Here is a 25,080-nt window from a genome sequence, read left to right on the forward strand (position 1 = left end):
TCCTGAGCGGCATATAGGCGGACGGGTTCGAGATCGACGCCCCAAGAAGCGGAATCAGAATCATATATGACCTGGATTCAACACGTATGGTTAGCCGGTAAAACCCCATGGCCCGCCGGCCACGGCAAGGCATGGGATTGCATGTCCATGGTCAGCTCCAGCGCAATGGGCAAGGCACCGGCGGCCAGAATACGGCGTCCGCACGCGTCAGCGGAGCCGGCCGCGAGCGCGCGCAGCAGCGGCCGCAGGGCAGGTACCAGCGGTTCGACCACATAGATCAGCCGCAGGCGCAGCACATTGGCCTCGTAGATCGTCAATCCTGAACGAAGGCCGCGGCCTTGCGGCCACCGCGCCGCATGATCCGCATGCTGCTCCGCCTGATAGTCGTTGCGTATGGCCGGACGTCCGCGCGCGTCGTCGGGCAGCCGCAGGCCGGGTTGGCCGAAATCGGCATGGGCCGCTTGATCCGGCTGCAGTACCCATATGCGCCAGACGGGCAGACCCGTGCGCGCCTGCAGGCGATCCCAGGCCGCGCGCAGTCGCCTGCGCGAACCGCCGTCTGGTGCGGCGTAGCGCGGCGCCATGCCGGCTTCAAAAGCCTGCGCCATGGGCTCAGGGCGCAGATGCGCCGCGGCACCGGCCCGTGCCGCCTCGGTCAGCGCCACCAGCGCCAGGTGACGCGTCAACTGCCAATGCGCGAACTCCAGCGCCGCCATGCCGGCAAAAAGCACGAGCGCGAGCGCCACGGCCGATTCGACCAGGGCACTGCCGCGTTGAGGTAAGAGAGACCGATGCATGGCGCGGCAGTATGCAAGCCGCACACAGCCGCGTCGATTGTGGAAACTACGCTGCGACCGGATCGTCACGCAGCCGGCGGGCCGCCTGCATCAATGCACCGTGGGCGGATGCGGCGCATCGGCCATCGGCGCGCGTGCCGCAAACAGGCCGGCGCAGTCCACCGAGTCGAACCGATAGGGTTTGCCGCAGAAATCGCACAAGACCTCCACCTGCCCTTGCTCGGCCAGGATGGAATCGACCTCGTCACGGCCCAGCATGCGCAGCATCTCGGCCACGCGTTCGCGCCCGCAAGGGCAATGCCAGCGCACGTTCTGCGGATCGAAGGTGAGGAGCGTCTCTTCCCAATACAGGCGATGTATAAGCGTATCGGTATCGACGGCGAGCAGTTCGTCGGCGCCCAGCGTCGAGGCCAGCTGCGTGGCGCGATTCCAGGCCTCATCAGGCGCCTCGCCGACCTGCCCGCCGTGATCGGGCAGGCGCTGCACGAGCAGACCCGCGGCGTGTCGGTCGTCGGCCGCCAACCACAGGCGGGTGTCGAGCTGCTCGGACGCCTTCATATAGTGTTCCAGCACTTGAGCCACCGTGTCGCCCTCCAGCGGCACAATGCCCTGGTAGGTCTGTTGACCCGGTGTCTTGCGTCTGGGGTCGAGCAGCACCATGAAACGCCCCTCGCCATGCGCGTTGAGCAGCGATTGCAGCGTACCGTCCTCGGGCACGACCTGGCCTTCGCGCACTTTGACGGTGGCGCGCAAACTCAGGTCGACGGCGGTGCCGGGCCGCCCCGAGCCGCCGGCAGTCCCCTCGGGTGCCTGCGGGATCGGTGCGCGCGCAGGCTCCATCTTGCACTCCACCACCACCAGGGAAATCGGGCCGTCGCCCTGGATCTGCAGCAGAAGAGAACCGTCGAACTTGATGTTGGCCGCGAGCAAGGTCGCAGCCGCGACCAGTTCGCCCAGCAGCCTGCGCACGGCAGGCGTGTAAGCATGATGGGTCAGCGCGTCGCGCCAGGTGTCTTCCAGGCGCACGGCCTGGATTCGGACCGAGCGGTTTTCGAATAGGTATTTTTTGAGGTGATCGTTCATGTCTTTATGTCGCTCTGCGCCGGCGGATGCGCGCGGCTACGGCTTGTGTTTGCCGGGCGCGGGCCTGGCAGCCGGTTTGGCGCGCGCGGCTTTGGCCTCGGCTTCCTGCGCCGCCGTAACGTTGGCTACCGCGGCCGTCGCCGTGTTGGGCGCAGGGGTTCCGGGCGGCAGCATTTCGACGAACACCTCGCCAGGACGCATCATGCCCAGTTCGGTGCGGGCGCGCTCCTCGATCGCGTCGGTGCCGCTCTGCAAACTCTGCACTTCGGCTTCCATGGCCGCGTTGCGGGCTCGCATGCTGTCGTTGGACGCACGCTGCTGGGCGACCTGCTTCTGCATGTCCCATACATTGCGCCAGCCGCCCTTGCCCAGCCAGAGCGGGTACTGGATCAATGCGGTCAGCACGAACAGCAGCAGGAACAACAGACGCATCGGCGCACACCTTCTCGACAGCTGCGACAAACTCCCTGGCGACGCGGCGGCGTCGCAGCCGCCGCATTACGCCCGGAAATCAGCGCAGATTGTAGAAAGCCTCGACTCCCGGGTAGGAAGCCACTTCGGCCAGTTCTTCTTCGATGCGCAGCAACTGGTTGTACTTGGCCATGCGGTCCGAACGCGACAGAGAGCCGGTCTTGATCTGCATGGCGTTGGTGGCCACGGCGATATCGGCAATGGTCGAGTCTTCGGTTTCGCCCGAGCGGTGCGACACCACGGCGGTGTAGCCGGCGCGCTTGGCCATCTCGATGGCGGCAAAGGTTTCGGTGAGCGTGCCGATCTGGTTGATCTTGATGAGGATCGAGTTGGCCACGCCCTTCTGGATGCCTTCGCGCAGGATGCGGGTGTTGGTGACGAAGATGTCGTCGCCCACCAGCTGCACCTTCTTGCCCAACTGATCGGTCAGAAGCTTCCAGCCGTCCCAATCGTTTTCGGCCATGCCGTCTTCGATGGAGATGATGGGGTATTTGTCGCACCAGGTGGCCAGCAGGTTGGCGAACTCCTGCGACGACAGCGACGCGCCGCCCTCGCCTTCGAGCACGTATTTGCCGTTTTTGTAGAACTCGGAGCTGGCGCAATCCAGGCCCAGGGCGATCTGCTTGCCGGGCTCGTAGCCGGCCGCGTCGATGGCGTTGAGAATGAGCTGGATGGCCGCCTCGTGGTTGGCCACGTTGGGCGCGAAACCGCCCTCGTCGCCCACGGCCGTGGACATGCCCTGCTTGCTGATCAGCTTCTTCAGGTTGTGGAAGACCTCGGCGCCCCAGCGCAGGGCTTCGCGGAAACTGCCCGCGCCCACCGGCAGAATCATGAACTCCTGCATGTCGAGCGTGTTGTTGGCATGCGCGCCGCCGTTGATGACGTTCATCATCGGCACGGGCATGGAGAGCGGGCCGCTGCCGCCGAAGTAGCGGTACAGCGACAGGCCGGATTCGTCGGCGGCGGCGCGGGCCACGGCCATGGAAGCGGCCAGGATGGCGTTGGCGCCCAGGCGTTCCTTGGCGTCGGTGCCGTCCAACTCGATCAGGGTGCGGTCGATGAAGGTCTGCTCCTGCGCGTCCAGGCCCATGAGCGCTTCGGATATCTCGGTATTGACGTTCTCGACGGCGCGCAGCACGCCCTTGCCCAGATAACGGCCCTTGTCGTTGTCGCGCAGCTCGATGGCTTCGCGCGTGCCGGTGGAGGCGCCCGACGGCACTGCGGCGCGGCCCATGGAGCCAGACTCTAGCAGCACGTCGCATTCGACGGTGGGATTGCCGCGCGAATCGAGGATTTCGCGGCCGATGATGTCGACGATAGCACTCATGAGTTCACTTTCCTGAAATGATGAAAATCCGATTAGCGCGACGTCAGTCCGCGCAGGCCCAGTCGGCGCGGCTTTCGATGAAACCGTTGCGCTTGGTGATGCCGTCGAGGGCAATGAGGGTTTCCAGCAGCGCCGCCATATGGCTCAGCGGCACGGCGTTGGGTCCGTCGGACAGCGCATGCGCCGGATCGGGATGCGTTTCCATGAACAGGCCCGACACGCCCACGGCAACGGCCGCGCGCGCCAGCACCGGCACGAACTCGCGCTGACCGCCCGACGAAGTGCCCTGCCCGCCGGGCAATTGCACCGAATGGGTGGCGTCGAACACCACCGGGCAGCCAGTCTCGCGCATGATGGCCAGCGAGCGCATGTCGGACACCAGGTTGTTGTAGCCGAACGAAGCGCCGCGCTCGCACACCATGATGTTGCCGCCGTCGCCGCCTGCCTCGATGGCCGCGTCGCGCGCCTTGTTGACCACCTGCACCATGTCGTGTGGCGCGAGGAACTGGCCCTTCTTGATGTTGACCGGCTTCTTCGTGGCCGCGCAGGCGCGGATGAAGTCGGTCTGGCGGCACAGGAAAGCCGGCGTCTGCAGCACGTCGACGACCGAGGCCACGGCCTCGATCTGCGGCGTGTCGTGCACGTCGGTGAGCACCGGCACGCCCAGGTCTTTCTTGACGTCGGCGAGGATCTTCAGGCCTTCGTCCATGCCCGGGCCGCGATACGACTTGCCCGAACTGCGGTTGGCCTTGTCGAAGGAGCTCTTGTAGATGAAGGGGATGCCCAGCTTGCCGGTGATTTCCTTGAGCAGACCCGCAGTGTCGAACGCCATCTGGCGCGACTCGATCACGCAGGGGCCGGCGATGAGGAAGAAAGGCTTGTCCAGGCCGACGTCGAAACCGCAAAGATTCATGGTCGGATTCGCCGGGCCGCCCCTAGGATCCGACGCGCCCCCTTGGGGGGCAGAGAACGAAGTGAGCGTGGGGGTCGTCATCTCAGTCTCCCTTGGTGCGCTGCGCCTTGTGCTCGAGCGCGGCGCGGATGAAGCTGGAGAACAGCGGATGGCCGTCGCGCGGCGTGGAGGTGAACTCGGGGTGGAACTGCACGCCCACGAACCAGGGGTGCGAAGGCAGCTCCATCATCTCGGGCAGGTTCTCGGTGGGCGTGAGCGAGCTGATCGTCATGCCCGCCGCCTCCAGACGCGGCACGTAGATGTTATTGACTTCGTAGCGGTGGCGGTGGCGTTCGTTGACCTCGGCGCCGTAGATGCGCGAGGCCAGCGTGCCCGGCTTGATGGGGCAGCGCTGCGCGCCCTTGCGCATGGTGCCGCCCAGGTCGGACGAGGCATCGCGCTTTTCGACGCGGCCTTCGCGGTCCATCCATTCGGTGATCAGAGCCACCACGGGGTGCGGCGTGTCGGCGTCGAACTCGGTGCTGCTGGCGCCTTCCAGGCCGACCACATGGCGGGCGTACTCGATCACGGCCAGTTGCATGCCCAGGCAGATGCCCAGATACGGAATGCCGTTTTCGCGGGCGTAGCGGATGGCCTTGATCTTGCCTTCGGTGCCGCGCTTGCCGAAGCCGCCGGGCACCAGAATGGCGTCCAGGCCGCGCAACGCGTCGGTGCCGTTGGCGTCGATGTCTTCGGAGTCGAGGTATTCGATGCGCACGCGCGAGCGCGTGTGGATGCCGGCGTGCACCAGGGCTTCGGACAGCGACTTGTACGACTCGGTCAGGTCGACGTATTTGCCGACCATGCCGATGGTGACCTCATGCAGCGGATGTTCGAGCGCATCGACCAGCCTGTCCCACATGGACAGGTCGGCGGGCGGCGGCGTGAGACCCAGGGCTTCGCAGACGATGTTGTCCACGCCCTGGTCGTGCAGCATGGTGGGAATTTTGTAGATGGAATCGGCGTCCCACACCGAGATCACGGCATCCAGCGGCACGTTGGAGAACATCGAGATCTTGGCGCGCTCGTCGTCGGGCACGCGGCGGTCGGCGCGGCACAGCAGCACGTTGGGATAGATGCCGATTTCGCGCAGCTTCTGCACCGAATGCTGCGTGGGCTTGGTCTTGAGCTCGCCGGCCGAGGCAATGAAGGGCACCAGCGTCAGGTGCACGAAGGCCGCGCTGTTGCGCCCCAGGCGCAGGCTCATCTGGCGCGCCGCCTCGAGGAAAGGCAGCGATTCGATGTCGCCTACCGTGCCGCCGATCTCGACGATGGCCACGTCGGTGGCGCCGTTCCAGGAGGCATCGGCGCCGCGGGCGATGAAGTCCTGGATTTCGTTGGTGATATGCGGAATGACCTGGACGGTCTTGCCCAGGTAGTCGCCATGGCGCTCTTTGCGCAGCACCGATTCGTAGATCTGGCCGGTGGTGAAGTTGTTCACCTTGCGCATCTTGGCCGAGATGAAGCGCTCGTAGTGGCCCAGGTCCAGATCGGTTTCGGCGCCGTCTTCCGTGACGAACACTTCGCCATGCTGGAAGGGGCTCATGGTGCCCGGGTCGACGTTGATGTAGGGGTCAAGCTTGAGGAGGGTGACTTGCAGGCCGCGCGATTCGAGGATGGCGGCCAGAGACGCGGCGGCTATTCCCTTGCCCAGGGAAGAGACGACACCGCCGGTGACAAACACGTATTTGGTCATCGTAATGGCACCTTAAGGGTTTGCGTCCCCTCAGGTGCATGCGGGAAATTTGGATTATAGCGGTGTCAATGGGTACTAGCGCCAACTCCCGGCGAAATCTAGGGCCTTTTGTCGCTGCCGCGCCCTAGATCGGAATGCTCGTGGTGGAGAGGATTTCCTTGATCACCATGAAGGAGCGGATCTGCCGCACACCAGGCAGATAAAGCAACTGCTCGGCATGGAGCCGGCTGAAGCTGTCGCCGTCCTTGGTGCGCACCAGCATGAAGTAGTCGAATTCGCCCGTAACGACATGGCACTCCATACAGCCGGACACCTTCTGCGCCGCCTTTTCGAACTCGGCGAAGGAGTCGGGCGTAGAGCGGTCGAGCACGACGCCGATCATCACCAGCATGCCCAGATCGAGCGCCTTGGCGTCGAGCAACGCCACCGTGCCGCGTATCAACCCCATGCCTTTGAGCCGGTCGACCCGGCGCAGGCAGGCCGGCGCGCTCAGATTGACCTTGGCCGCCAGCGCCACATTCGAAATGGAAGCGTCGCGCTGAAGCTGGCGCAGGATGGCACGATCGACCCGATCGATTGCCGGGCTGGTCGGATCGTTTTTCGCCGAGCCGTTTTGCAATTTAATTGCTTTCATTCTTATTTAAAAGAAATAAATAAAAAACAATATCTACTTAAATTGATTTTAAGTAAATATAAATAGCAATTTTCGCAACCCTATTTCTTGCCAACTTATCTACCATGGATTCCATGGCGGCATCGGCGCAACACGCGTCCAGCCCTGGCTTTACAGGATCGATGCCCTAGCCTCCCCTGTCCCTCGGAGCCCTCCCATGAATCTGAAGAAATTTCCTCGCCATCCGCTCACTTTCGGCCCCACCCCGATTCAGCCCCTACCCCGCCTGAGCAAGCACCTGGGCGGCAAGGTCGAGCTGTACGCCAAGCGCGACGACTGCAACAGCGGCCTGGCGTTCGGCGGCAACAAAACCCGCAAGCTCGAATACCTCATCCCCGAGGCGCTGGCCCAAGGCTGCGACACGCTGGTTTCCATCGGCGGCATCCAGTCGAATCAAACCCGGCAGGTCGCCGCGGTCGCCGCGCATCTGGGCATGAAGTGCGTGCTCGTTCAGGAAAACTGGGTCAACTACTACGATGCGGTGTACGACCGTGTGGGCAACATCCAGATGTCGCGCATCATGGGCGCGGACGTGCGCCTGGTTGCCGACGGCTTCGACATCGGTTTTCGCAAGAGCTGGGAAGACGCGCTCGAAAGCGTACGTCAGTCTGGCGGCAAGCCCTATGCCATTCCTGCCGGCTGCTCCGACCACCCCCTGGGCGGCCTGGGCTTCGTCGGCTTCGCCGAGGAAGTGCGCCAACAGGAGGCCGAACTCGGCTTCAAATTCGACTACATCGTGGTGTGCTCGGTCACGGGCAGCACACAGGCGGGCATGGTGGTGGGCTTTGCCGCCGACGGCCGCGCGGACCGCGTGATCGGCATCGATGCCTCGGCCAAGCCCGCGCAGACGCGCGAGCAGATCCTGCGCATCGCGCGCCAGACGGCGGACAAGGTCGAACTGGGCCGCGAGATCACTGCCGCCGACGTTGTGCTGGACGAACGCTACGGCGGCCCCGAATACGGCCTGCCCAACGACGGCACGCTCGAAGCGATCCGCCTGTGCGCCCGACTCGAAGGCGTGATGACCGACCCGGTCTACGAAGGCAAGTCGATGCACGGCATGATCGACAAAGTGCGCCTGGGCGAATTCCCCGCCGGGTCGAAGGTGCTCTACGCTCACCTGGGCGGCGTGCCGGCGCTGAGCGCCTACAGCTTCCTGTTCCGCGAAGGCTGAGCGCCGGACGGACAAAAAATCAGGGCGGGGCGCTGCGGCGTTCCGCCCTGATTTTTTCGTGCATCAATCCAGCGGCCGACCCGCGGGCTCGCGGATCCAGGGAAAGATCAGCAAAGAGACTACGCCGCAGCCGATCAGATACCAGGCGGGCGCCGTCTGGTCGTCCAGCAGCTTGATCAGCAGCGTGGCGAAGAATTGCGCGAAGCCGCCGAAGATCGCCACGCCCACGCTGTAGACAACGGACATGCCGGTGACGCGCAGGTGCCGAGGGAACAGCTCGGGCAGCAGGACGATGTTGGGCACCGCCGTGAACGCCACGAGCACGGCCAACCCGGCCACGACCGACAGCACGGTCGGCACGGTGGGCCAGGCATGGATCGCCATGAAGGCCGGATAGATCACCAGCACCAGCAGCACGCGGGACACGCCCATGACCCATTTGCGCCCCACGCGATCGGACAGCGAGCCGGCGAAGGGCGAGCACACCGCCGTGACCAGCGCGGCCACGAGCGCTGCGCCCATACCCACCGACATGGGCAGGCCCAGGATCTTGATGGAATAGGTGGCGATGTAGAACAGGACGATGTAGTTGGCCGCCGTGCCGCCGATGGTCGTGACCACGCCGGCCAGCAGGCCCAGGGGGTGGCGCGTCAGCAGTTCGCGCAAGGGGTGCATGGGCGCTTGCGCCTGCCCGGTTTTGGACGACTCGTCGTGCAGGGTTTCATCGAGATGCCGGCGAATGTAGATGCCGACCGGCGCGACCAGCATGCCCAGCACGAAGGGCACCCGCCAGCCCCAGCTTTCCAGCGCATGCCTGGACAACAGCGCGGACAGGGCCAGGCAGAGCAAGGCGCCGCACACGGCGTTGAGCGCCTGGCTGACGTACTGCCAACTGCCGTAGAAGCCGCGCGTGCGGCCGTCAGCGTATTCCAGCAGCATGGCGGTCGAGGCGCCGACTTCTCCGCCCACGGCGAAGCCCTGGAGCAGGCGCGAGAACACGATCAGCGCGGGCGCGGCGATGCCGATCGCCGCATACGTGGGCGCGAACGCGATGATGGCCGAACCGACGGCCATGAGCGAGAGCGTGAGCGTCATGGCCGCCTTGCGGCCCGCCCGGTCGGCGTAGCCGCCGATCACCGCCGCGCCCAAGGGGCGCATGAAGAAGCCCACGCCGAAGCTGCCGGCGGCGAACAGCAGTTGGTTCAGCGAGCCGTGCACCGGAAAATACTGCGCGCCGATCAGCGAGGCGAAAAAGCTGTAGACGGTGAAGTCGAAAAACTCCAGGCCGTTGCCCAACGTGATGGCCGCGATGGCCTTGGCGCGCTGGACGCGCCCGTGCGATAGGGGCGAGAGGCTGCCCGCCGGCGTCGAAATGGCGCTCATTCTTGTTGTCTCCGGATAGTGATCGGGGCGTGCGCGTCAGCCGCGCAGAAAACGTTCGGCGAGCTTGACCCAGTAGGCTGCGCCCAGCGCGAGGCAGTCGTCGTTGAAGTCGTATCCCGGGTTATGGACCATGCAGCCGCCTTCGCCGTCGCCGTTGCCGATGATGAGATAGCTGCCCGCGCAATGTTCGAGCATGAAGGCGAAGTCTTCACTGCCCGTGAGCGGATCCAGATTGGCGATAACGCCCTCTTCGCCCACCCAGTCGCGCGCGACGCTTTCGGCGAACTCGGTCATGGCCGCGTCGTTGACCAGCACCGGATAACGGCGCTGATAATCGACGCGGGCCGTGGCGCCATAGACGGCGGCCTGCGCGTGCGCCAGGGCCGTGATGCGCTCTTGCAACAGGTCGCGCACCTCGGGGCGCAGGGCGCGCACCGAAAGCCGCATCTGCGCGGTCTGCGGAATCACATTGGGGGCTTCGCCCGCGTGGATCGCGCCCACCGTGATGATCGCCATGTCCAGCGGCGCCACGTTGCGCGACACGATGGTCTGCAGGGCCAGCACCAAGTTGGCGCACACCACGACCGGGTCCACCGTCTTGTGCGGCACCGCGCCGTGGCCGCCGCGGCCGTCGATGTCGATGACGACCGTGTCCGACGAGGCCATGAAGGCCCCGGAACGGAAACCGAATTTGCCGGTCGGATGGCCCGGCATGTTGTGCATGGCGAACACCGCGTCGCACGGGAAAAGATCGAACAACCCCTCTTCGATCATGCGCTTGGCGCCGGCCAGGCCCTCTTCCGCAGGCTGGAAAATCAAATGCAGCGTGCCGTCGAAATTGCGCGTCTGCGCCAGGTGCCGGGCCGCCGTCAGCAGCATGGCCGTATGGCCGTCGTGGCCGCAGGCATGCATCTTGCCCGGTACGCGGCTGGCGTAGTCGAGCCCGGTGGTTTCGTGGATGGGCAGCGCGTCCATGTCGGCGCGCAGGCCCAGCCGACGGCTGCCGCTGCCCGCCTTCAGGGTGCCGATGACGCCGGTGCCGCCCAGGCCGCGGTGCACCTCGTAGCCCCATTCCTGCAGGCGCTGCGCGACCAGGTCGCTGGTGACGAATTCTTCGTAGGCCAGTTCGGGGTGGGCATGGATCGAATGACGCAGCGCGATCATCTCTTGTTCGATCGCGGCAATCTCGGAAGGAATGAGCGGGGCGTTCATCGTCGTCTCCTGGCAGCGGGGCCTATGCGTTGGCAATAGCCCGTTAGGATAGTGACGACGGTTTTGCGCGGGCAGCCCTACAATGGTTGGCCCGCCAACCAATAGTTGCCCCAAGGGTTTTCACTTATGAAATTCCACCAGTTTCGTACGCTTGTCGCCATGGCCGACACGGGCAGCATCCGGGCTGCGGCGCGCGCCCTGGGCATCTCGCCCGCGGCGGCGACCAAGGCGATACGGGAACTGGAAGCCGAACAGCAGATCGCGCTGGTCGTGCGCAACGCCAACGGCATCGCCTTCACCGAAGCCGGCCAGGCGCTGCTCGAACATGCCCGCGCCATCATGCACCAGATGGCGCGCGCGCAGGAGGACCTGGACAGCCGACGCGGCCAATACCGCGGCACGCTGGCGATCGGCGTCACGCCCTGGGTGGCGCTGTCCTTCCTGCCCGATGCCGTGAGCCTTTTTCGCGCGCGCATGCCGCAGATGCAACTGGAGTTCTACGAGGGCCTGCTCAACATCACGATGCCGCGCCTGCGCGACGGCACCCTGGATTTTTCCCTGGGCAAGCCGATGCCCGCCACGCTGCATGCGGAATTCGCCCAGACGCCGCTCATGGCGACCGAATCGGCCGTGGTGGTGCGCAAGGGCCATCCGCTGGAACACGCGCAGTCGCTGAGCGAGTTCCAGGACAGCGAGTGGCTGCTCAACTGGGACCCGGCCAGCAAGGAGATGATCGCCGACACGGTGTTTCACCGGCACGGCCTGCCGCTGCCCAGAACAGTGCATCTGGCGCACTCCTGGGCGGTGGCGATGGGCCTGCTCATGCACACCGACATCGTGAGCATTTTTCCGTGGCCGCTGGTGGAGACGCGGCTGGCGCGCGAGAATCTGCGCGCGCTCACCTTGAAGGAAGAGGTCGACCGCACCACCGTGAGCGTCGTCGCGCGGCGCGGCGTGCCTTTGTCGGCAGCGGCGGAGTGTTTTCTTGATTGTTTGACGATCTCGATACGCGCAGGCGCGACGGCGCAGGATTCGGAGCGACGGCGGATGTATCGGTCGTTGGAGTTGCTGATTTGATTTGCGTTCTTCAGCCCCCGCATGAGGCTGCTGCAAGCCGAGGACCCCGGAGCAATCCGAAGCACAGGCGCGCAAGCGCCGAGCATCGGAATTGCGCAGGGCAGCCTCGGCGACTCAAGAAATCGGTCTAGGCAGCTAAAGCGCTCACAACGGCTCAGTACGAGCGATCAGCCAATCCCGCGCCGCTCCTGCCGACACCAACGGCAACAAGCGCTGCCGCACCGTCGCGTGGTAATCGTCGAGCCAATCGATCTCGTCGGGACGCATCAGGTCGCGGTCGATGCAGCGCGTGTCGATGGGGCAGAGCGTGAGCGTCTCGAAGCACAGGAACTCGCCCAGCTCGCCCGACAACCAGGGACGGCAGGCCGTGAGGTTTTCGATGCGCACGCCCCAGCGGCCGGGCCGGTAGATGCCGGGCTCGTTGGAGGTGATCATGCCCGGCTCCATGGCCGTGTGCGGCAGCGGCATCGCGCGGTAGGCGATCACCTGGGGTCCTTCGTGCACATTGAGGAAATAACCCACGCCGTGGCCCGTGCCGTGGCCGTATTCGGCGCCGCCCGCCCAGATCGGCGCGCGCGCGATGGCGTCGAGCACCGGGCCGGGCGTGCCGCGCGGAAAGGCCGCGCGCGACAGCGCGATCATGCCCTTGAGCACCAGCGTGTAATCCACCTTCTGGTCGGCCGACGGCGTACCCACCGGCACGACCCGGGTGATGTCGGTCGTGCCGCCCAGGTACTGGCCGCCCGAATCGATGAGAAGCAGACCGTCGCCCTCGATGACCGCGTGCGACTCGGGCAAGGCGCGGTAATGCGGCATGGCGCCGTTGGCGTTGAAGGCGGCGATGGTCGAAAAGCTCAGGCTGACATAGTTGGGCCGGCGCGCGCGCGCGGCCGTGAGGTGCGTGTCGACGTCCAGCTCGGTCACGGTCTCGCCGGCCGCCATCGCGGCCTCGAACCAGGCAAAGAATTCGCACAGCGCCGCGCCGTCGTGCGCCATGGCCTCGCGCACGTGGGCCAGTTCGGCGTCGCTCTTGCGCGACTTGAAGAAGGTCGAAGGATTGACTGCCTCGACGCGCGCGACGGCGGGATCCATCAGGTGGAACACGCCGCAGGTCACGCGCGCCGGGTCGATCAGCAGGGTCTGGTCCGCTTCGATCGAGCCCAGGGCTTCGGCGGCCTGCTCGTAGGGCGCGATGTCGACGCCGTCTTGAGCCAGACGCGCGCGCAGCGCGCCGGACACCTTGCCCTCGCCCACGAAGAGCGTGGCATGGTCCTGGCCGATGAGGGCATGGGCCAGGAACACCGGGTTGTATTCGACATCGGAGCCGCGCAGATTGAACACCCAGGCGATGTCGTCCAGCGTGCACAGCAGGTGCACGTCGGCCTTGTGTTCTGCCATGGCTGCGCGCACGCGCGCCAGACGCTCGGCGCGCGACTGCGTGGCGTAAGGCGGCAGGTGTTCGAAGACCGGTTCGGCCGGGAGAGGCGGGCGGTCCTGCCAGATTTCGCCCAGCGGATCGGCCATGATGTCCAGCGCCACGCCCGCCGGGGTCAGCGCCTGCGTCAGCGCGCGAAAGGCCGACAGGCCCAGCACGCGGCCGTCCACGCCTACGCGTGCGCCCGCGCGCAAATTGGCCGCCAGCCATTCGACGTGACCCAGCGCCCCCTGCACGGCCAGCTTCATCAGCGCGATGCCGCTGCCGGCCAGTTGCTTCTCGGCCTGCACCCAATAGCGGCTGTCGACCCACAGCCCGGCGAAATCGGCCGTTACCACCAGCGTGGCCACCGAGCCGGTAAAGCCCGACAACCAGCGCCGGCCTTGCCAATATTGCGGCAGATATTCGGAAAGATGCGGATCCGAGGAGGGCACGATGCAGGCATCGAGCTTGAGGCGGCGCATGGCTTGCCGCAGGGAGGCAATGCGGTCGGGAATAGTGAACATGGGATTCCTGTTTGTACGAGGGCCTGGTGACGCTAACGCAGCATGAAAGACATGGCCGACAGGCTGTTGAGCGTACGGACGGCGGCCTGCACGGTACCTACCGTGAAGCGCAGCGTCACGCCGTCGACGCGTTCCAGCGCTGGCCATGTGCAGAACAGATCGGCCAGCGCAGTGCTTTGGGTCTGCAGTTGGCATTCTATCGGACCGGGAATGCGGAAAAGCCCTGCCTTGTCCTTCTCCTCACGCGACAGGGTTGCTCGCACGGCCCTCTCGGCCGCCTGGGCGATAGCCTTGCACGAAGCGCCGGGCGACAGCGTCACGCCGCTGCCCTGCCCATGCGCCACCTTGGTCTGCACCCATTCGGCCCACGGAAAGAGAGGGCGTGTTTCGGCCACAAACACATCGTCGCCGCTGGCCATCAGCACCGGTACGCCCAACTCCCCCGCCAGCGCCCCGTACAGGCCGGCCTCGCCCAGCTCTGTGTCGTTCAGCCGCACACGCGCGAAAGCGAAGCCGTTGATGGTGTGCGCCAGCACGCCGCGGCCCTGCGCGCGGCTGTGATAGCCCACCATGAGCACGGCGTCGCAGCCCTCTTCCAGGCCGCTCATCATGCCCAGGTAGCGCGGCTTGCCCAGCACCAGGCGGGCGCGCTCGTCGATCTGGTCGGGCAGCAGATTGCGAAAGCCGCCGTGCGAATCGTTGACCAGCACCTCGGTGGCGCCGCCCGCGAACGCGCCCAGCACGGCGGCGTTGGCCTCGGCCGTCATCCAGGCGCGGGCGCGCTCGTATTCGCCGTTGCCGGCGCGTGTCTGCTCGGCATGGAACACACCGGCCACGCCCTCGATATCGGTGGAAATGAGTATTTTCATGATGCAAATCCGAGAGGAGTCAATGCCCGCATGCCGCAGCGGTAAAAATCACAAGACCGTGCGAGCCAGCCAGTCGCGCCAATCGGGAATCAGCTCGCGCACGGCCAGGCGCACATGGCTGTCGCGCCCAAGCACCATTTCGGCGCGCCACAGCGCGGCAATGATGGATTGCTCGACGGCTTCGGCCGCCGCGTCGAACAGCGGATCGAGCCGGGTCTCGTGCAACATGGGCACAGCCGGCATGCCGCGCTCGGCCAGGTGCGGCACGGTGTAGGCCGTGGAAAAAGCCAGCGCGATGTCGCCGCTGCCGTGGCCGAAATTCGACCCCGTGCGCGCCAGCCCGGCGCCTGCGCGCAGCGACAGGCGGCGCAGTTGGCGCGCGTCCAGCGGCGCATCGGTGGCGATCAACACAATGATCGAGCCTTTGTCGACCTGATCGTCCAAGCCTTTGCGCCGCGCCACGCCCTGCGCCAGTCTTTCGGAAAGCAAACGACCGAAGGGCCGGCCGGCCACGGTCAGTGCAGGCAGCTTGCCGAAATTGGACAGCACCAGCGCGCCCACCTGATACGGTCGCCCCGCTATCGTCGCCACACGCGAGGCCGAACCGATGCCGCCCTTGAGACCGAAGCTGGACATGCCGCGCCCCGCCCCGACCGCGCCTTGCGCGAAATCGGAATCGGCCGCATCCAAGGCTCGCAGATAATGCGCTTCGGCCACCGGCAGGAACTGCATGTCGTTGAGATAGCCGTCGTTGCACTCGAACACCAGCGGGTTGACCGTACCCAGCTCGCGGCCCACGCCGGGATTGGCCTGGATGGCCTGCAGCACCTGCGCGTTGAACACGGCGCCCACGCCAAAGGTGCCGGTAAGCGCGATCGGCGTTTCGAGCACGCCCAGCTCCTGCACCTGCATGAGACCGACGCTCTTGCCGAAACCGTTGAGCACCGTCAAGCCGGAGGGCACTTTGTCGCGAAACGGGTCGCCGCCGTGCGGGCGGATCACCGTCACGCCAGTCTGCACCGAATCGTGATCGAGCGTGCAATGCCCGACCGTCACGCCGTCCACGTCGCAAATCGAATCGCGTGGACCCGAAGGCAGGACGCCGATGCGCGGCGCGTCGCCTTCTTTCATCGTTTGCATCGTCTAAACCCTTTTCAAACCATGGTCAGCGCCGGTCGATCTTCGGGTCGAGCGCATCGCGCAAAGCATCACCCAGCAGGTTGAAGGCCAGCACCGTAAGGAAGATGGCCAGGCTAGGGAAGAGCGCCTCGTGCGGCGCATTGACCATGTCGGCGCGCGCGTCGTTGAGCATGGCGCCCCATTCCGGCGTGGGCGGCTGTGCGCCCATGCCCAGAAACGACAGGCTGGCCGCCGTAATGATGGAGGTACCCACGCGCATCGTAAAGTACACCACGATGGAAGAAATCGTACCAGGCAAAATGTGCCGAATGATTATGGTCCAGTCGGACGCGCCGATGCTGCGGGCCGATTCGATGTAGGTCAGGTTCTTGAGCACCAGCGTATTGCCGCGCACCAGGCGGGCGAAGGCCGGCACGCTGAACACCGACACGGCCACCACCACGTTGGTCATGCTGCTGCCCAGAATGGCCACCACGCCCAAGGCCAGCAAAATGCCGGGAAACGCAAACAGCACGTCGGAGATGCGCATGGTGACGCGGTCCCACCACCCTTCGTAGTACCCGGCCATGAGGCCCAGCGCCGTGCCGACGATGCCGCCCAGGAACACCGAGAAAAAACCCGTGGCCAGCGAGATGCGCGCGCCCATCAGTACGCGGCTGAAGATGTCGCGGCCCAGCGAATCGACGCCGAACCAATGCGCCAGCGAAGGGCCGCTGTTGAGCATGTCGTAGTCGAAATAGTTTTCGGGATCGAACGGCGCGATCCATGGCGCCAGAATGGCGACCGCGATCAGAAAAAGCACGAAAGCCAAGGCAATCATGCCCAGCTTCTGCTTCTTGAACTTGCGCCAGAACTCGCTCCAGGGGGTGCGGACGGCGTTGCCGGCGGCAGGCACGGCGGCGGTAGCGGAAGCTTGCGTCATGCCGGCCTCACTTGTAGCGGATGGTGGGATTGATGAAGCCATAGAGCACGTCCACCACCAGATTGATCAGGATGAATTCGAGGGAGAACATCAGCACCAGGGCCTGGATGACCGGATAGTCGCGCACATTGACGGCGTCGACCAGCAGCCGGCCTACGCCCGGCCAATTGAAGACGGCCTCGACCACGATGGAGCCGCCCAGCAGAAAGCCGAACTGCAGGCCCATCATGGTCACGACCGGAATCAGCGCATTGCGCAGGCAATGCTTGACGATGACGACCCACTCGCGCAGGCCCTTGGCGCGAGCCGTGCGTACAAAATCTTCGCCGATGACGTCGACGAAGGAGGCGCGGGTAAAGCGCGCCATCACCGCCGCCACGCCGGCGCCCAGCGTGATGGAGGGCAGGATGTAGTTGCGCCAGCTGTCGGCGCCCACCGTGGGCAGCCAGCCCAGGTCTACGGAAAATATCTGCATCAGCACCATGCCCAGCGCAAAGGCCGGAAACGAGATGCCGGATACGGCCAGCGTCATGCCCAGTTGGTCGGGCCAACGATTACGGAACACCGCCGACACGATGCCGATGACCATGCCGAATATCACCGACCAGATCATGCTGGTCAGGGTCAGCCAGAAAGTCGGCATGAAGCGTTCGCCGATCACGTCGATGACGGGCCGACGAGTGCGGATCGACGTGCCCAGGTCGCCGTGCACCATGCGCATGAAATAGTTGGCGAACTGCACCGGCATGGGCCTGTCCAGCCCCAGCTCCTGACGCACCAGCTGCACCGTCTGCTCGTCGGCGTCCTGGCCCGCGGCCAGACGCGCGGGATCGCCCGGCAGCATGTGCACGAACAGGAACACCAGCACCATCACGATCAGCAGCGTCGGGATCAGACCCAACAGGCGCTTCAGAAAATAACTCAGCATCTTGCCATCCAGAGCATGAAACCGCGGGCCGCGATATCAGGGCCCGCGGCGCGCCGGCGCTCATGCGCCGACGCGTGTACGACACAGACGTCTTATTTGATGGCGATATCGGAAATATCGATGTTGCCGTCAGGCATCACGTAAACGCCCGAGAGGCGCTTGCTGGTGCCGGAGATGAGCTTGTCGGTGGTCAGCGTCGCCCAGGGCGCATCGTTCCAGACCTGCTGCTGAGCCTCTTTGTACATGTCGGTCTTCTGCTTCTCGTCGACCGATTTCAACGCGCCGGCGACATCCTTCTCGACGATCGGGTTGGTGTAGTAGGCGGTGTTGTACAGCACCGGCGGGAAGGCTTCCTTGGTCAGAAGCGGACGCAGGGCCCAGTCGGCTTCGCCGGTGGAAGCCGACCAGCCCGAGTAGTACATGCGCACGGGCGCAGCGGCCGGATCCTTCTGGTTCTGGATCAAGTCGGTGCGCTCGGCAGGTTCGAGACCGCGCACCTTGACCTTGATGCCCACCTGAGCCAGCTGCTGCTGCAGGAACTGCAACGCCTTGAGCGTGGTGGTGTCGTTATAGGCGCCCCACAGCGTCGCTTCGAAGCCATTGGGATAGCCCGCTTCCTTCAGCAGTTCCTTGGCCTTCTTGGGATCGTAGGGCCAGGGCTGCATCTTGTAGGCATAGGCCACGCCCTGCGGCACGATGCCTTCGGCCGGGATCGCATAGCCGCTGAAAGCCACTTTGGCCAGCGCCTGGCGGTTGATGGCATAAGCGACGGCCTGGCGCACTTTCACGTTGTCGAACGGCTTGTGCTGCACGTTCATGCTGATGTAGCGCTCGATGATGGAATTGCGCGTGATCACGTTGAGCTTGTCCGACTTGGACAGCGACGCTGCCTGCTCATAGGGCAGCGGATAGGCGAAATCGGTCTCGCCCGTCTGCAGCATGGCCGCGCGGGTGCTGTTCTCGGGCACGGGCTTCCAGGTCACGGCATCGACCTTGGGGTAGCCCTTGTGCCAATAGCCGCCGAACTTGGCGCCCTTGATGTCGTCGGCGTGCTTCCACTCCACGAAGGTAAAGGGGCCGGTGCCCACGGGATGCAAGGCGATGTCCTTGCCCCACTTCTTGAGCGCGGTGGGCGAGATCATGGCCGCCGACGGGTGGGCCAGCGAGTTCAGGAAAGGCGCGAACGGCTCTTTGAGCGTGAAGCGCACGGTGTAGGGATCGACCGCTTCGACCTTGGCGATGCGGTTGAACTGGGCGTAACGCGTCAGGTGGTTGTTCTGGTCGAGCACGCGGTCGATGTTGGCCTTGACGGCATCGGCGTTGAAATCGGTGCCGTCCTGAAACTTCACGCCCTGGCGCAGCTTGAAGGTGTAGACCAGGCCGTCAGGCGAAACCGTGTAGCTCTCGGCCAGCACGGGCACGATCTTCAGGTCTTTGTCGAACTTGAAGAGACCTTCGTAGAAGGTCTTGGTAACCGCCATGGCCAGCGTGCTGTTGGTGTTGTAGGGATCCAGGCTGTCCGGCTCGGCATTGATGGCCAGGACGGCGTCCTTGGCGGCCCAGGCGCTGCCGGCGGCGGTCAGCGAAGCGAACGCCAGCAGGCACGTGGCCAGGGCCTTGCGCTTGGAAAGCGGGTCAAAGCGGGTATTCATGAAGACTCCTTGGGTACTGGGGCGTTGAAAGGCACTACTGAAAAAACCCCGCACTGCGTCCGCGGCTTGCCGCCCTTTGGCTGGCCTGCTTAGCCTCGGGCGGTTCGGCGCAAGACTAGTACAGGCCCGCGACGCGATGCCGCGCCACGAAATGATGCGGCGCCACCTGCACCAGCGGTTCGACGATCGGCTCGTCGCCCACGGCGCGGATGGGGCTGGGAATTTCGTCGGACAGCAGTTCGCGCTTGATGTGACGGCGCGCCGGATCGGCGATCGGCACAGCGGACATCAGCTTCCGGGTGTAGGGGTGCTGCGGATTCTCGAAAATGGCGCGGCGCGGGCCGATCTCGACGATCTGGCCCAGGTACATCACGGCGACGCGATGGCTGATGCGTTCGACCACCGCCATGTCGTGCGAAATGAACAGGAAAGCCACGCCCAGCTCGCGCTGCAGGTCCAGCATGAGGTTGACGATCTGCGCCTGGACCGACACGTCGAGCGCCGACACCGATTCGTCGGCCACCACCACTTTGGGATTGAGTGCCAGCGCGCGTGCGATGGCGACACGCTGGCGCTGGCCGCCCGAGAACTCGTGCGGATAGCGGTCGGCGTAGCTGGCCGGCAGGCTCACCTTGTCGAGCAGCCAGGCCACGCGCTTGCGCGCCTCCTCGCCCGAGGCCACGCCATGCACCAGCAGCGGCTCCATGATGGAAAAACCCACCGTGACGCGCGGATCGAGCGAGGCGAAAGGGTCCTGGAAGATGAACTGGATATTGCGCCTGAGCTCGCGCAGTTCGCCGGCGGGAATGTCGCGAATATTGCGTCCACCGAATTCGATGGCGCCGCTCTGGCTCTCGACCAGGCGCAGCAGCGAACGGCCCGTCGTGGATTTGCCGCAGCCCGACTCGCCTACCAAAGCCAGCGTCTCGCCGGGATAAAGATCGAAGCTGACTTTCTCGACCGCATGCACGCGCCGGCGCACACGGCCCAGCAGGCCGCTCGTCACGTCGAAACGGGTGATCAGATCCTTGACGCGCAAAATGGGCTGAGCGTCGGCGGGCACCGTGTCCTGCGGCACCATCGCCTCGACAGGTGCTTCGCCTTGCGGCGGATCCACGCTCAGCAGCGTGAACTTGGCCGGAAGATCGAAGCCCCGCATGGCGCCCAGCCGCGGCACGGCCGACAATAGTGCGCGGGTATAGGTATGCTGCGGCCGGGCGAACACATCGGCGGACGCGCCCTCCTCGACCTTGTCGCCGCGGTACATCACCAGTACACGGTCGGCCACTTCGGCCACCACGCCCATATCGTGCGTGATGAAGATCACGCCCATGTTCATTTCTTCCTGCAGTTGGCGGATGAGCTGCAGGATCTGCGCCTGGATGGTCACGTCCAGCGCGGTGGTGGGCTCGTCGGCGATCAGCAGCGAGGGCCTGCACGACAGCGCCATCGCTATCATGACGCGCTGGCGCATGCCGCCGGACAACTGGTGCGGAAAACGGCTCAGCACCTGGCGCGCTTCCGGAATGCGCACCAGCTCGAGCATGCGCAGCGCTTCGGCGCGGGCCGCCGTGCGGTCCATGCCCTGGTGCACGCGGATCGATTCCGCAATTTGCTCGCCGGCCGTAAACACGGGGTTGAGCGAGGTCATCGGCTCCTGGAAGATCATGGCCATGTCGGCACCGCGCACATTGCGCATTTCGCGCTGGCTAGCGCCTGCGAGGTCGATGATGCGGCCATCGCGTCGGCGCAGCGCCATGGCGCCCTGCGCGATCTTGCCGCCGCCGTGATCGACCAGGCGCATCAGCGACAGCGAGGTCACCGACTTGCCCGAACCCGATTCGCCGACGATGGCCAGCGTCTCGCCCCGGTCGACATGGAAGGACAGATTGCGCACTGCCTCGACCGTGCGTTCGGACGTCTCGAAGCGCACAGTCAGGTTCTGCACCTGCACCACACGGCTTTCCTGCATCGCCTTGACGGGATCGATCATGAAACGCAGCTCCCGAGGTCAGCGGTAGATCGCTACGACAGGCGCTTCGCCGGCGCGGCCGTAGCCGCGGTACATGCCTTCGGTATTGAAAGGCAGCGCCACATTGCCCTGCGCATCGACGGCAATGAGACCGCCCTTGCCCTCGATGCTGGGCAGCTTCTCGAGCATGACTTTGTCCGCCGCAGCCTCCAGCGAGGCGCCCGTATATTCCATCAGCGCCGACACATCGTAGGCAGCAACCATGCGGATATACATCTCGCCGGTGCCCGTGGTCGAGACCGCGCAAGTGTGGTTGTTGGCATAACAGCCCGCGCCGATGATGGGCGCATCGCCCACGCGGCCTACCTGCTTGTTGGTGATGCCGCCGGTAGACGTGGCCGCGGCCAGATTGCCGCGCGCATCCACCGCCACGGCGCCGACCGTGCCGAACTTCTTGTCGGCGTCCAGCGGGTCGGAGGATTTGGCCACTACCGGCTGGCCGCGCGCCACGATGGCCTGGCCGTCGTGATCCAGCACAGCCGCATCGGGGTTCTCGCGCTGCACGCGCAGCAGCTGCTCGCGCCGCGCCTCGGTCGAGAAATAGGAAGGATCGACGATCTCCAGACCCTGCTCCCGGGCGAAGTCCTCCGCGCCCGCACCGACGAAGAACACGTGCTTGCTCTCTTCCATGACCTTGCGCGCCGCCAGCACCGGATTACGCACGCAGTTCACATTGGCGATGGCGCCCGTGCGCAGCGTGGCGCCGTCCATGATGGAAGCGTCGAGCTCGTGCGTGCCGGCGCTGGTGAACACCGCACCGTGCCCCGCATTGAAAAGCGGGCAATCTTCAAGCAGGCGCACAGCCGTGCTGACGGCATCGAGCGCGCTGCCGCCCTCGGCCAGCACAGACTGGCCAGCCGCGACGACGCGCGTGAGCGCATCGATGTATTCGCGTTCTTTTTCGGAACTCATGGCGTCGCGCGCGATGGCGCCGGCGCCGCCGTGTATGGCGATGACAGGTTTCATGAATGGTTATCGTGGAAAAGCCAGGGCATGACGGACTCGGTCACGTTGGCCACGGCGGCAACGGAATTCTTGGCCCGATAGGCCACCGCAGCCGACAGGGCTTCGATGAGACTGAGGACCGCGGTTTCGGAATTGACGGTGAGCTGGCGCGCGCTATGCGCATACAGCGCAATGGACGCCTCTGGCGCCAGCGGCGATGTGGGTTTGTCGGTCAGCGCCAGCACTGTCGCGCCCGCCCGGCGAGCCGCTTTGGCCAGCGTAATCGTGTCGGTCAGATAGCGCGGAAACGCAATAGCAATGACCAGATCCGACGGGTTCATGCGCGACATCTGGCGCGCGGCATGCGACACGCCGCCCGGCCCGGCCATGGATTCGACCGAGCGCAGATGCATGCACAAGCCGCGCTGCAGGAGACCCGCCAGATAGCCGCTGGCGCCGAAGCCAATGATAAAGACACGTTCGGCCTTGAGCACCGCCTCGACCGCCCGCTCGCATGCGTCGGCATTCAGGGCCTGCAAGTTGCGCCGGGCATTGGCGATGTCTTCTTCGAGCACCGCAGCGAAAACCTGCGCTGCGGTCGCGTGCTGGGCCAGCTCGGTGCGCAGCTTCTCGACCGGCTCGAGCGCCGCCTCGAAGCCGCGCGCGAGTTCCGCGCGGAACTGCGGATAGCCCGGCAGATCGAGCGCGCGCGCGAACCGGTTGGCCGTCGCGACGGACACGCCCGCCGCCGAGGCAAACTCGTCGATGGTCATGGTGGCCACACGAAACGGATGCGCCAGGACGTATTCGGCCATTTTGTGCTGAGTACGGCTCAGCCCGGGCTGAGCCCGGGCGATACGTTCGGCAATGGCAAGTTTGACCGCGGGCATGAATAAAGGTCGATCTGCAATGTAAAATTATTTACCTGCAAATTTTATATATGAAAATAATTTTTCATATGCGGGTATGCCCCAGTTTCAGGCCTACCTCTGCTCTCGGACGAGGCAAAATACGCGCCATGCTCAACTGGACCTGCAAACATCACGCCGACCTGACCCTCGCCGAGCTCTATGCCCTGCTGCGACTGCGTTCCGAGGTGTTCGTGGTCGAACAAAATTGCCTCTTTCCCGACTTGGACGGCCAGGACCTGTGCGGCGAGACCGCGCATCTCATGGCCTGGGAAGACGAAAAATTGGCGGCTTATTGCCGGCTGCTGGATCCGGTGCGCGACGAGAACGGCGAGGCGATCATCGGCCGGGTCATCGTGGCGCCGCCGTGGCGCGGCACCGGGCTCGGCAACGATCTGATGCGCCACGCGCTGGCCGAAGTACGCGCGCGCTGGCCGCGGGCAAACGTGTACCTAGGCGCGCAGGCGCATTTGCGTGGCTTTTATGGCGCGCATGGGTTTGTCGTTGCGACAGAGGAATACGTGGAAGATGGCATACCGCACGTGGGGATGCGGCTGATGGTCGCCAACTCGACTCTTTGAGTTCTTATGCGACGAGTTTAAAAGCCGCCGCCTGACGCTTATGCAGTCCTGCGTCCGGCGGGTATGCCCTGCTCGCTTCGAAGTGCCGGGTTTGGCCGCAGCAAGGGGTTGCCCCCGAGCCCCCCGAGGGGGTACTTGCCTTGGGGCGGCCCGGCGGTAAGTAGCGGCCAAAGTCCCTTCGGGACTGCCCCGGCACTTAGGCGCTCCCAGGGCATACCCGCCGGACGCAGGACGGGGCTAGAACTCTGACACCGCTACAGAGAAGCCACCCCCAAACTCCAACTTACTTGACCGCCGACACATCCAGCTTGGCGGCCGTCTTGGACTTGATCTCGTCCACCGTCACGCCGGGCGCGACTTCGAGCAGCTTCAGGCCATTGGAGGTGACTTCCATCACGCCCAGATCGGTGATGACGATGTTCACCACGCCCACACCCGTCAAAGGCAACGTGCAGGCGGGCAGCAGCTTCAGGTCTTCGGTGCCGTCTTTCTTCTTGGCCACGTGCTCCATCAGCACCACCACGCGGCCGACGCCGGCCACCAGATCCATGGCGCCGCCCATGCCCTTGATCATCTTGCCCGGGATCATCCAGTTGGCCAGATCGCCCTTCTCGGAGACCTGCATGGCACCGAGGATGGCCAGGTTGATCTTGCCGCCGCGGATCATCGCGAACGAATCGGCCGACGAAAAAATACTCGAACCGGGCAGCGTGGTGACCGTCTGCTTGCCGGCGTTGATCATGTCGGCGTCGACTTCGTCTTCGGTGGGGAACGGGCCGATGCCCAGCAGGCCGTTTTCCGATTGCAGCCACACCTCCATGCCGGCAGGCACGTGGTTGGCGACCAACGTGGGCAAGCCTATGCCCAGGTTGACGTAGAAACCGTCTTGCAGCTCGCGCGCGGCGCGCGCCGCCATTTCATCGCGGGACCATGCCATGTCTTGTACTCCTTTTGCCTTTACGCGGAGCGCGTGGTGCGTTGTTCGATGCGTTTCTCGGGGGTCGCGTTGAGCACGATCCGATGCACGTAGATGCCGGGCAGATGGATCTGGTCGGGATCGAGCGCGCCGGTTTCGACGATCTTCTCGACCTCGACGATGGTGAGCTTGCCGGCCATGGCCGCATTGGGGTTGAAATTGCGTGCCGTCTTGCGAAACACCAGGTTGCCGCTGCGGTCGGCCACGTAAGCCTTGACGAGCGCCACGTCGGGCGCCAGCGAGCGCTCCATGACGTATTGTTGGCCGTCGAACTCGCGGATTTCCTTGCCGTCGGCCACGATGGTGCCCACGCCGGTCTTGGTGAAGAACGCCGGGATGCC

Annotated in this window: 23 protein-coding genes; 3 read left to right on the forward strand and 20 right to left on the reverse strand. The window is 65.0% G+C overall.

Going from position 1 to position 25,080, the window contains the following annotated elements; translation table 11 throughout:
• Positions 1-77 precede the first annotated feature (77 nt).
• The 7 genes from ACTHJ1_RS05465 to ACTHJ1_RS05495 all read right to left on the reverse strand — a co-directional run bounded on the left by ACTHJ1_RS05465 (position 78) and on the right by ACTHJ1_RS05495 (position 6,960).
• Positions 78-797 carry a TadE/TadG family type IV pilus assembly protein gene (locus tag ACTHJ1_RS05465; protein WP_440188848.1) on the reverse strand — a complete coding sequence of 240 codons (720 nt, stop codon included), beginning with the start codon at positions 795-797 and terminating at the stop codon, positions 78-80.
• Positions 798-887: 90 nt separating this feature from the next.
• Complete coding sequence (gene hslO / locus ACTHJ1_RS05470) at positions 888-1,880, reverse strand: Hsp33 family molecular chaperone HslO (protein ID WP_440188851.1); 993 nt, start codon at positions 1,878-1,880, stop codon at positions 888-890.
• Between the two features lie 36 nt (positions 1,881-1,916).
• Positions 1,917-2,312: a cell division protein FtsB gene (gene ftsB, locus ACTHJ1_RS05475; RefSeq protein ID WP_440188854.1), complete on the reverse strand. Its 396-nt coding sequence runs from the start codon at positions 2,310-2,312 to the stop codon at positions 1,917-1,919.
• A 79-nt stretch (positions 2,313-2,391) separates the two neighbouring features.
• The gene (eno, locus tag ACTHJ1_RS05480; RefSeq protein ID WP_440188857.1) at positions 2,392-3,678 is read right to left on the reverse strand and encodes a phosphopyruvate hydratase; all 1,287 of its coding nucleotides are present in this window, start codon (positions 3,676-3,678) and stop codon (positions 2,392-2,394) included.
• 43 nt (positions 3,679-3,721) lie between these two features.
• A complete protein-coding gene (kdsA, locus tag ACTHJ1_RS05485) occupies positions 3,722-4,591 on the reverse strand; it encodes a 3-deoxy-8-phosphooctulonate synthase (protein WP_440188860.1) in 870 nt (289 codons plus the stop codon).
• An 82-nt stretch (positions 4,592-4,673) separates the two neighbouring features.
• Positions 4,674-6,326 carry a CTP synthase gene (locus ACTHJ1_RS05490; RefSeq protein WP_440188863.1) on the reverse strand — a complete coding sequence of 551 codons (1,653 nt, stop codon included), beginning with the start codon at positions 6,324-6,326 and terminating at the stop codon, positions 4,674-4,676.
• Between the two features lie 124 nt (positions 6,327-6,450).
• The gene (locus tag ACTHJ1_RS05495) at positions 6,451-6,960 is read right to left on the reverse strand and encodes an Lrp/AsnC family transcriptional regulator (RefSeq protein ID WP_440188866.1); all 510 of its coding nucleotides are present in this window, start codon (positions 6,958-6,960) and stop codon (positions 6,451-6,453) included.
• Between the two features lie 196 nt (positions 6,961-7,156).
• Between ACTHJ1_RS05495 and ACTHJ1_RS05500 the strand changes: the two genes are divergently transcribed.
• On the forward strand, positions 7,157-8,173 hold the full coding sequence (locus tag ACTHJ1_RS05500; RefSeq protein WP_440188869.1) for a 1-aminocyclopropane-1-carboxylate deaminase: 1,017 nt from the start codon (positions 7,157-7,159) through the stop codon (positions 8,171-8,173).
• Between the two features lie 63 nt (positions 8,174-8,236).
• On the opposite strand, the gene ACTHJ1_RS05505 is transcribed toward ACTHJ1_RS05500, so the two are convergent.
• Together ACTHJ1_RS05505 and ACTHJ1_RS05510 are read right to left on the reverse strand one after the other, a co-directional pair.
• Positions 8,237-9,556 (reverse strand): MFS transporter, encoded by a 1,320-nt coding sequence (locus ACTHJ1_RS05505; RefSeq protein ID WP_440188872.1) that lies wholly within the window; start codon positions 9,554-9,556, stop codon positions 8,237-8,239.
• 36 nt (positions 9,557-9,592) lie between these two features.
• Positions 9,593-10,768 (reverse strand): M20 aminoacylase family protein, encoded by a 1,176-nt coding sequence (locus ACTHJ1_RS05510; RefSeq protein WP_440188875.1) that lies wholly within the window; start codon positions 10,766-10,768, stop codon positions 9,593-9,595.
• 126 nt (positions 10,769-10,894) lie between these two features.
• Here ACTHJ1_RS05510 and ACTHJ1_RS05515 point away from each other — a divergent pair, with 126 nt between their 5' ends.
• Positions 10,895-11,845, forward strand: coding sequence for a LysR substrate-binding domain-containing protein (locus ACTHJ1_RS05515; RefSeq protein ID WP_440188878.1), 951 nt, complete (start codon positions 10,895-10,897; stop codon positions 11,843-11,845).
• 144 nt (positions 11,846-11,989) lie between these two features.
• Here ACTHJ1_RS05515 and ACTHJ1_RS05520 read toward each other — a convergent pair whose 3' ends face one another.
• The 9 genes from ACTHJ1_RS05520 to ACTHJ1_RS05560 all read right to left on the reverse strand — a co-directional run bounded on the left by ACTHJ1_RS05520 (position 11,990) and on the right by ACTHJ1_RS05560 (position 23,164).
• Positions 11,990-13,786: an aminopeptidase P family protein gene (locus ACTHJ1_RS05520; RefSeq protein WP_440188881.1), complete on the reverse strand. Its 1,797-nt coding sequence runs from the start codon at positions 13,784-13,786 to the stop codon at positions 11,990-11,992.
• A 32-nt stretch (positions 13,787-13,818) separates the two neighbouring features.
• Positions 13,819-14,655 (reverse strand): M55 family metallopeptidase, encoded by an 837-nt coding sequence (locus ACTHJ1_RS05525; protein WP_440188884.1) that lies wholly within the window; start codon positions 14,653-14,655, stop codon positions 13,819-13,821.
• Positions 14,656-14,703: 48 nt separating this feature from the next.
• A complete protein-coding gene (locus ACTHJ1_RS05530; protein WP_440188887.1) occupies positions 14,704-15,795 on the reverse strand; it encodes a DmpA family aminopeptidase in 1,092 nt (363 codons plus the stop codon).
• A 25-nt stretch (positions 15,796-15,820) separates the two neighbouring features.
• Positions 15,821-16,717 carry a glutathione ABC transporter permease GsiD gene (gsiD, locus tag ACTHJ1_RS05535; RefSeq protein WP_440188890.1) on the reverse strand — a complete coding sequence of 299 codons (897 nt, stop codon included), beginning with the start codon at positions 16,715-16,717 and terminating at the stop codon, positions 15,821-15,823.
• A gap of 7 nt (positions 16,718-16,724) precedes the next feature.
• A complete protein-coding gene (gene gsiC / locus ACTHJ1_RS05540) occupies positions 16,725-17,645 on the reverse strand; it encodes a glutathione ABC transporter permease GsiC (RefSeq protein ID WP_440188893.1) in 921 nt (306 codons plus the stop codon).
• Positions 17,646-17,737: 92 nt separating this feature from the next.
• The gene (gsiB, locus tag ACTHJ1_RS05545; protein WP_440188896.1) at positions 17,738-19,297 is read right to left on the reverse strand and encodes a glutathione ABC transporter substrate-binding protein GsiB; all 1,560 of its coding nucleotides are present in this window, start codon (positions 19,295-19,297) and stop codon (positions 17,738-17,740) included.
• A 115-nt stretch (positions 19,298-19,412) separates the two neighbouring features.
• A complete protein-coding gene (locus ACTHJ1_RS05550) occupies positions 19,413-21,290 on the reverse strand; it encodes a dipeptide ABC transporter ATP-binding protein (RefSeq protein ID WP_440188899.1) in 1,878 nt (625 codons plus the stop codon).
• A gap of 18 nt (positions 21,291-21,308) precedes the next feature.
• On the reverse strand, positions 21,309-22,295 hold the full coding sequence (locus ACTHJ1_RS05555) for an isoaspartyl peptidase/L-asparaginase family protein (protein WP_440188902.1): 987 nt from the start codon (positions 22,293-22,295) through the stop codon (positions 21,309-21,311).
• Positions 22,292-23,164, reverse strand: a complete 873-nt coding sequence (locus ACTHJ1_RS05560) for a MurR/RpiR family transcriptional regulator (protein WP_440188905.1) — start codon at positions 23,162-23,164, stop codon at positions 22,292-22,294. Before ACTHJ1_RS05560 ends, ACTHJ1_RS05555 begins: the two co-directional genes overlap by 4 nt.
• A 128-nt stretch (positions 23,165-23,292) precedes the next feature.
• On the opposite strand from ACTHJ1_RS05560, the gene ACTHJ1_RS05565 reads away from it, so the two are divergent.
• Positions 23,293-23,763: a GNAT family N-acetyltransferase gene (locus ACTHJ1_RS05565; RefSeq protein ID WP_440188908.1), complete on the forward strand. Its 471-nt coding sequence runs from the start codon at positions 23,293-23,295 to the stop codon at positions 23,761-23,763.
• Between the two features lie 283 nt (positions 23,764-24,046).
• Here the strand turns inward: ACTHJ1_RS05565 and ACTHJ1_RS05570 are convergent, their stop codons facing one another.
• Complete coding sequence (locus ACTHJ1_RS05570) at positions 24,047-24,700, reverse strand: CoA transferase subunit B (RefSeq protein WP_440188911.1); 654 nt, start codon at positions 24,698-24,700, stop codon at positions 24,047-24,049.
• 20 nt (positions 24,701-24,720) lie between these two features.
• A partial coding sequence (locus ACTHJ1_RS05575) for a CoA transferase subunit A (protein ID WP_440188914.1) occupies positions 24,721-25,080 on the reverse strand: 360 nt, incomplete at its 5' end.

The organism is Bordetella sp., from assembly GCF_051960075.1.
Classification (GTDB): Bacteria; Pseudomonadota; Gammaproteobacteria; order Burkholderiales; family Burkholderiaceae_B; genus Bordetella.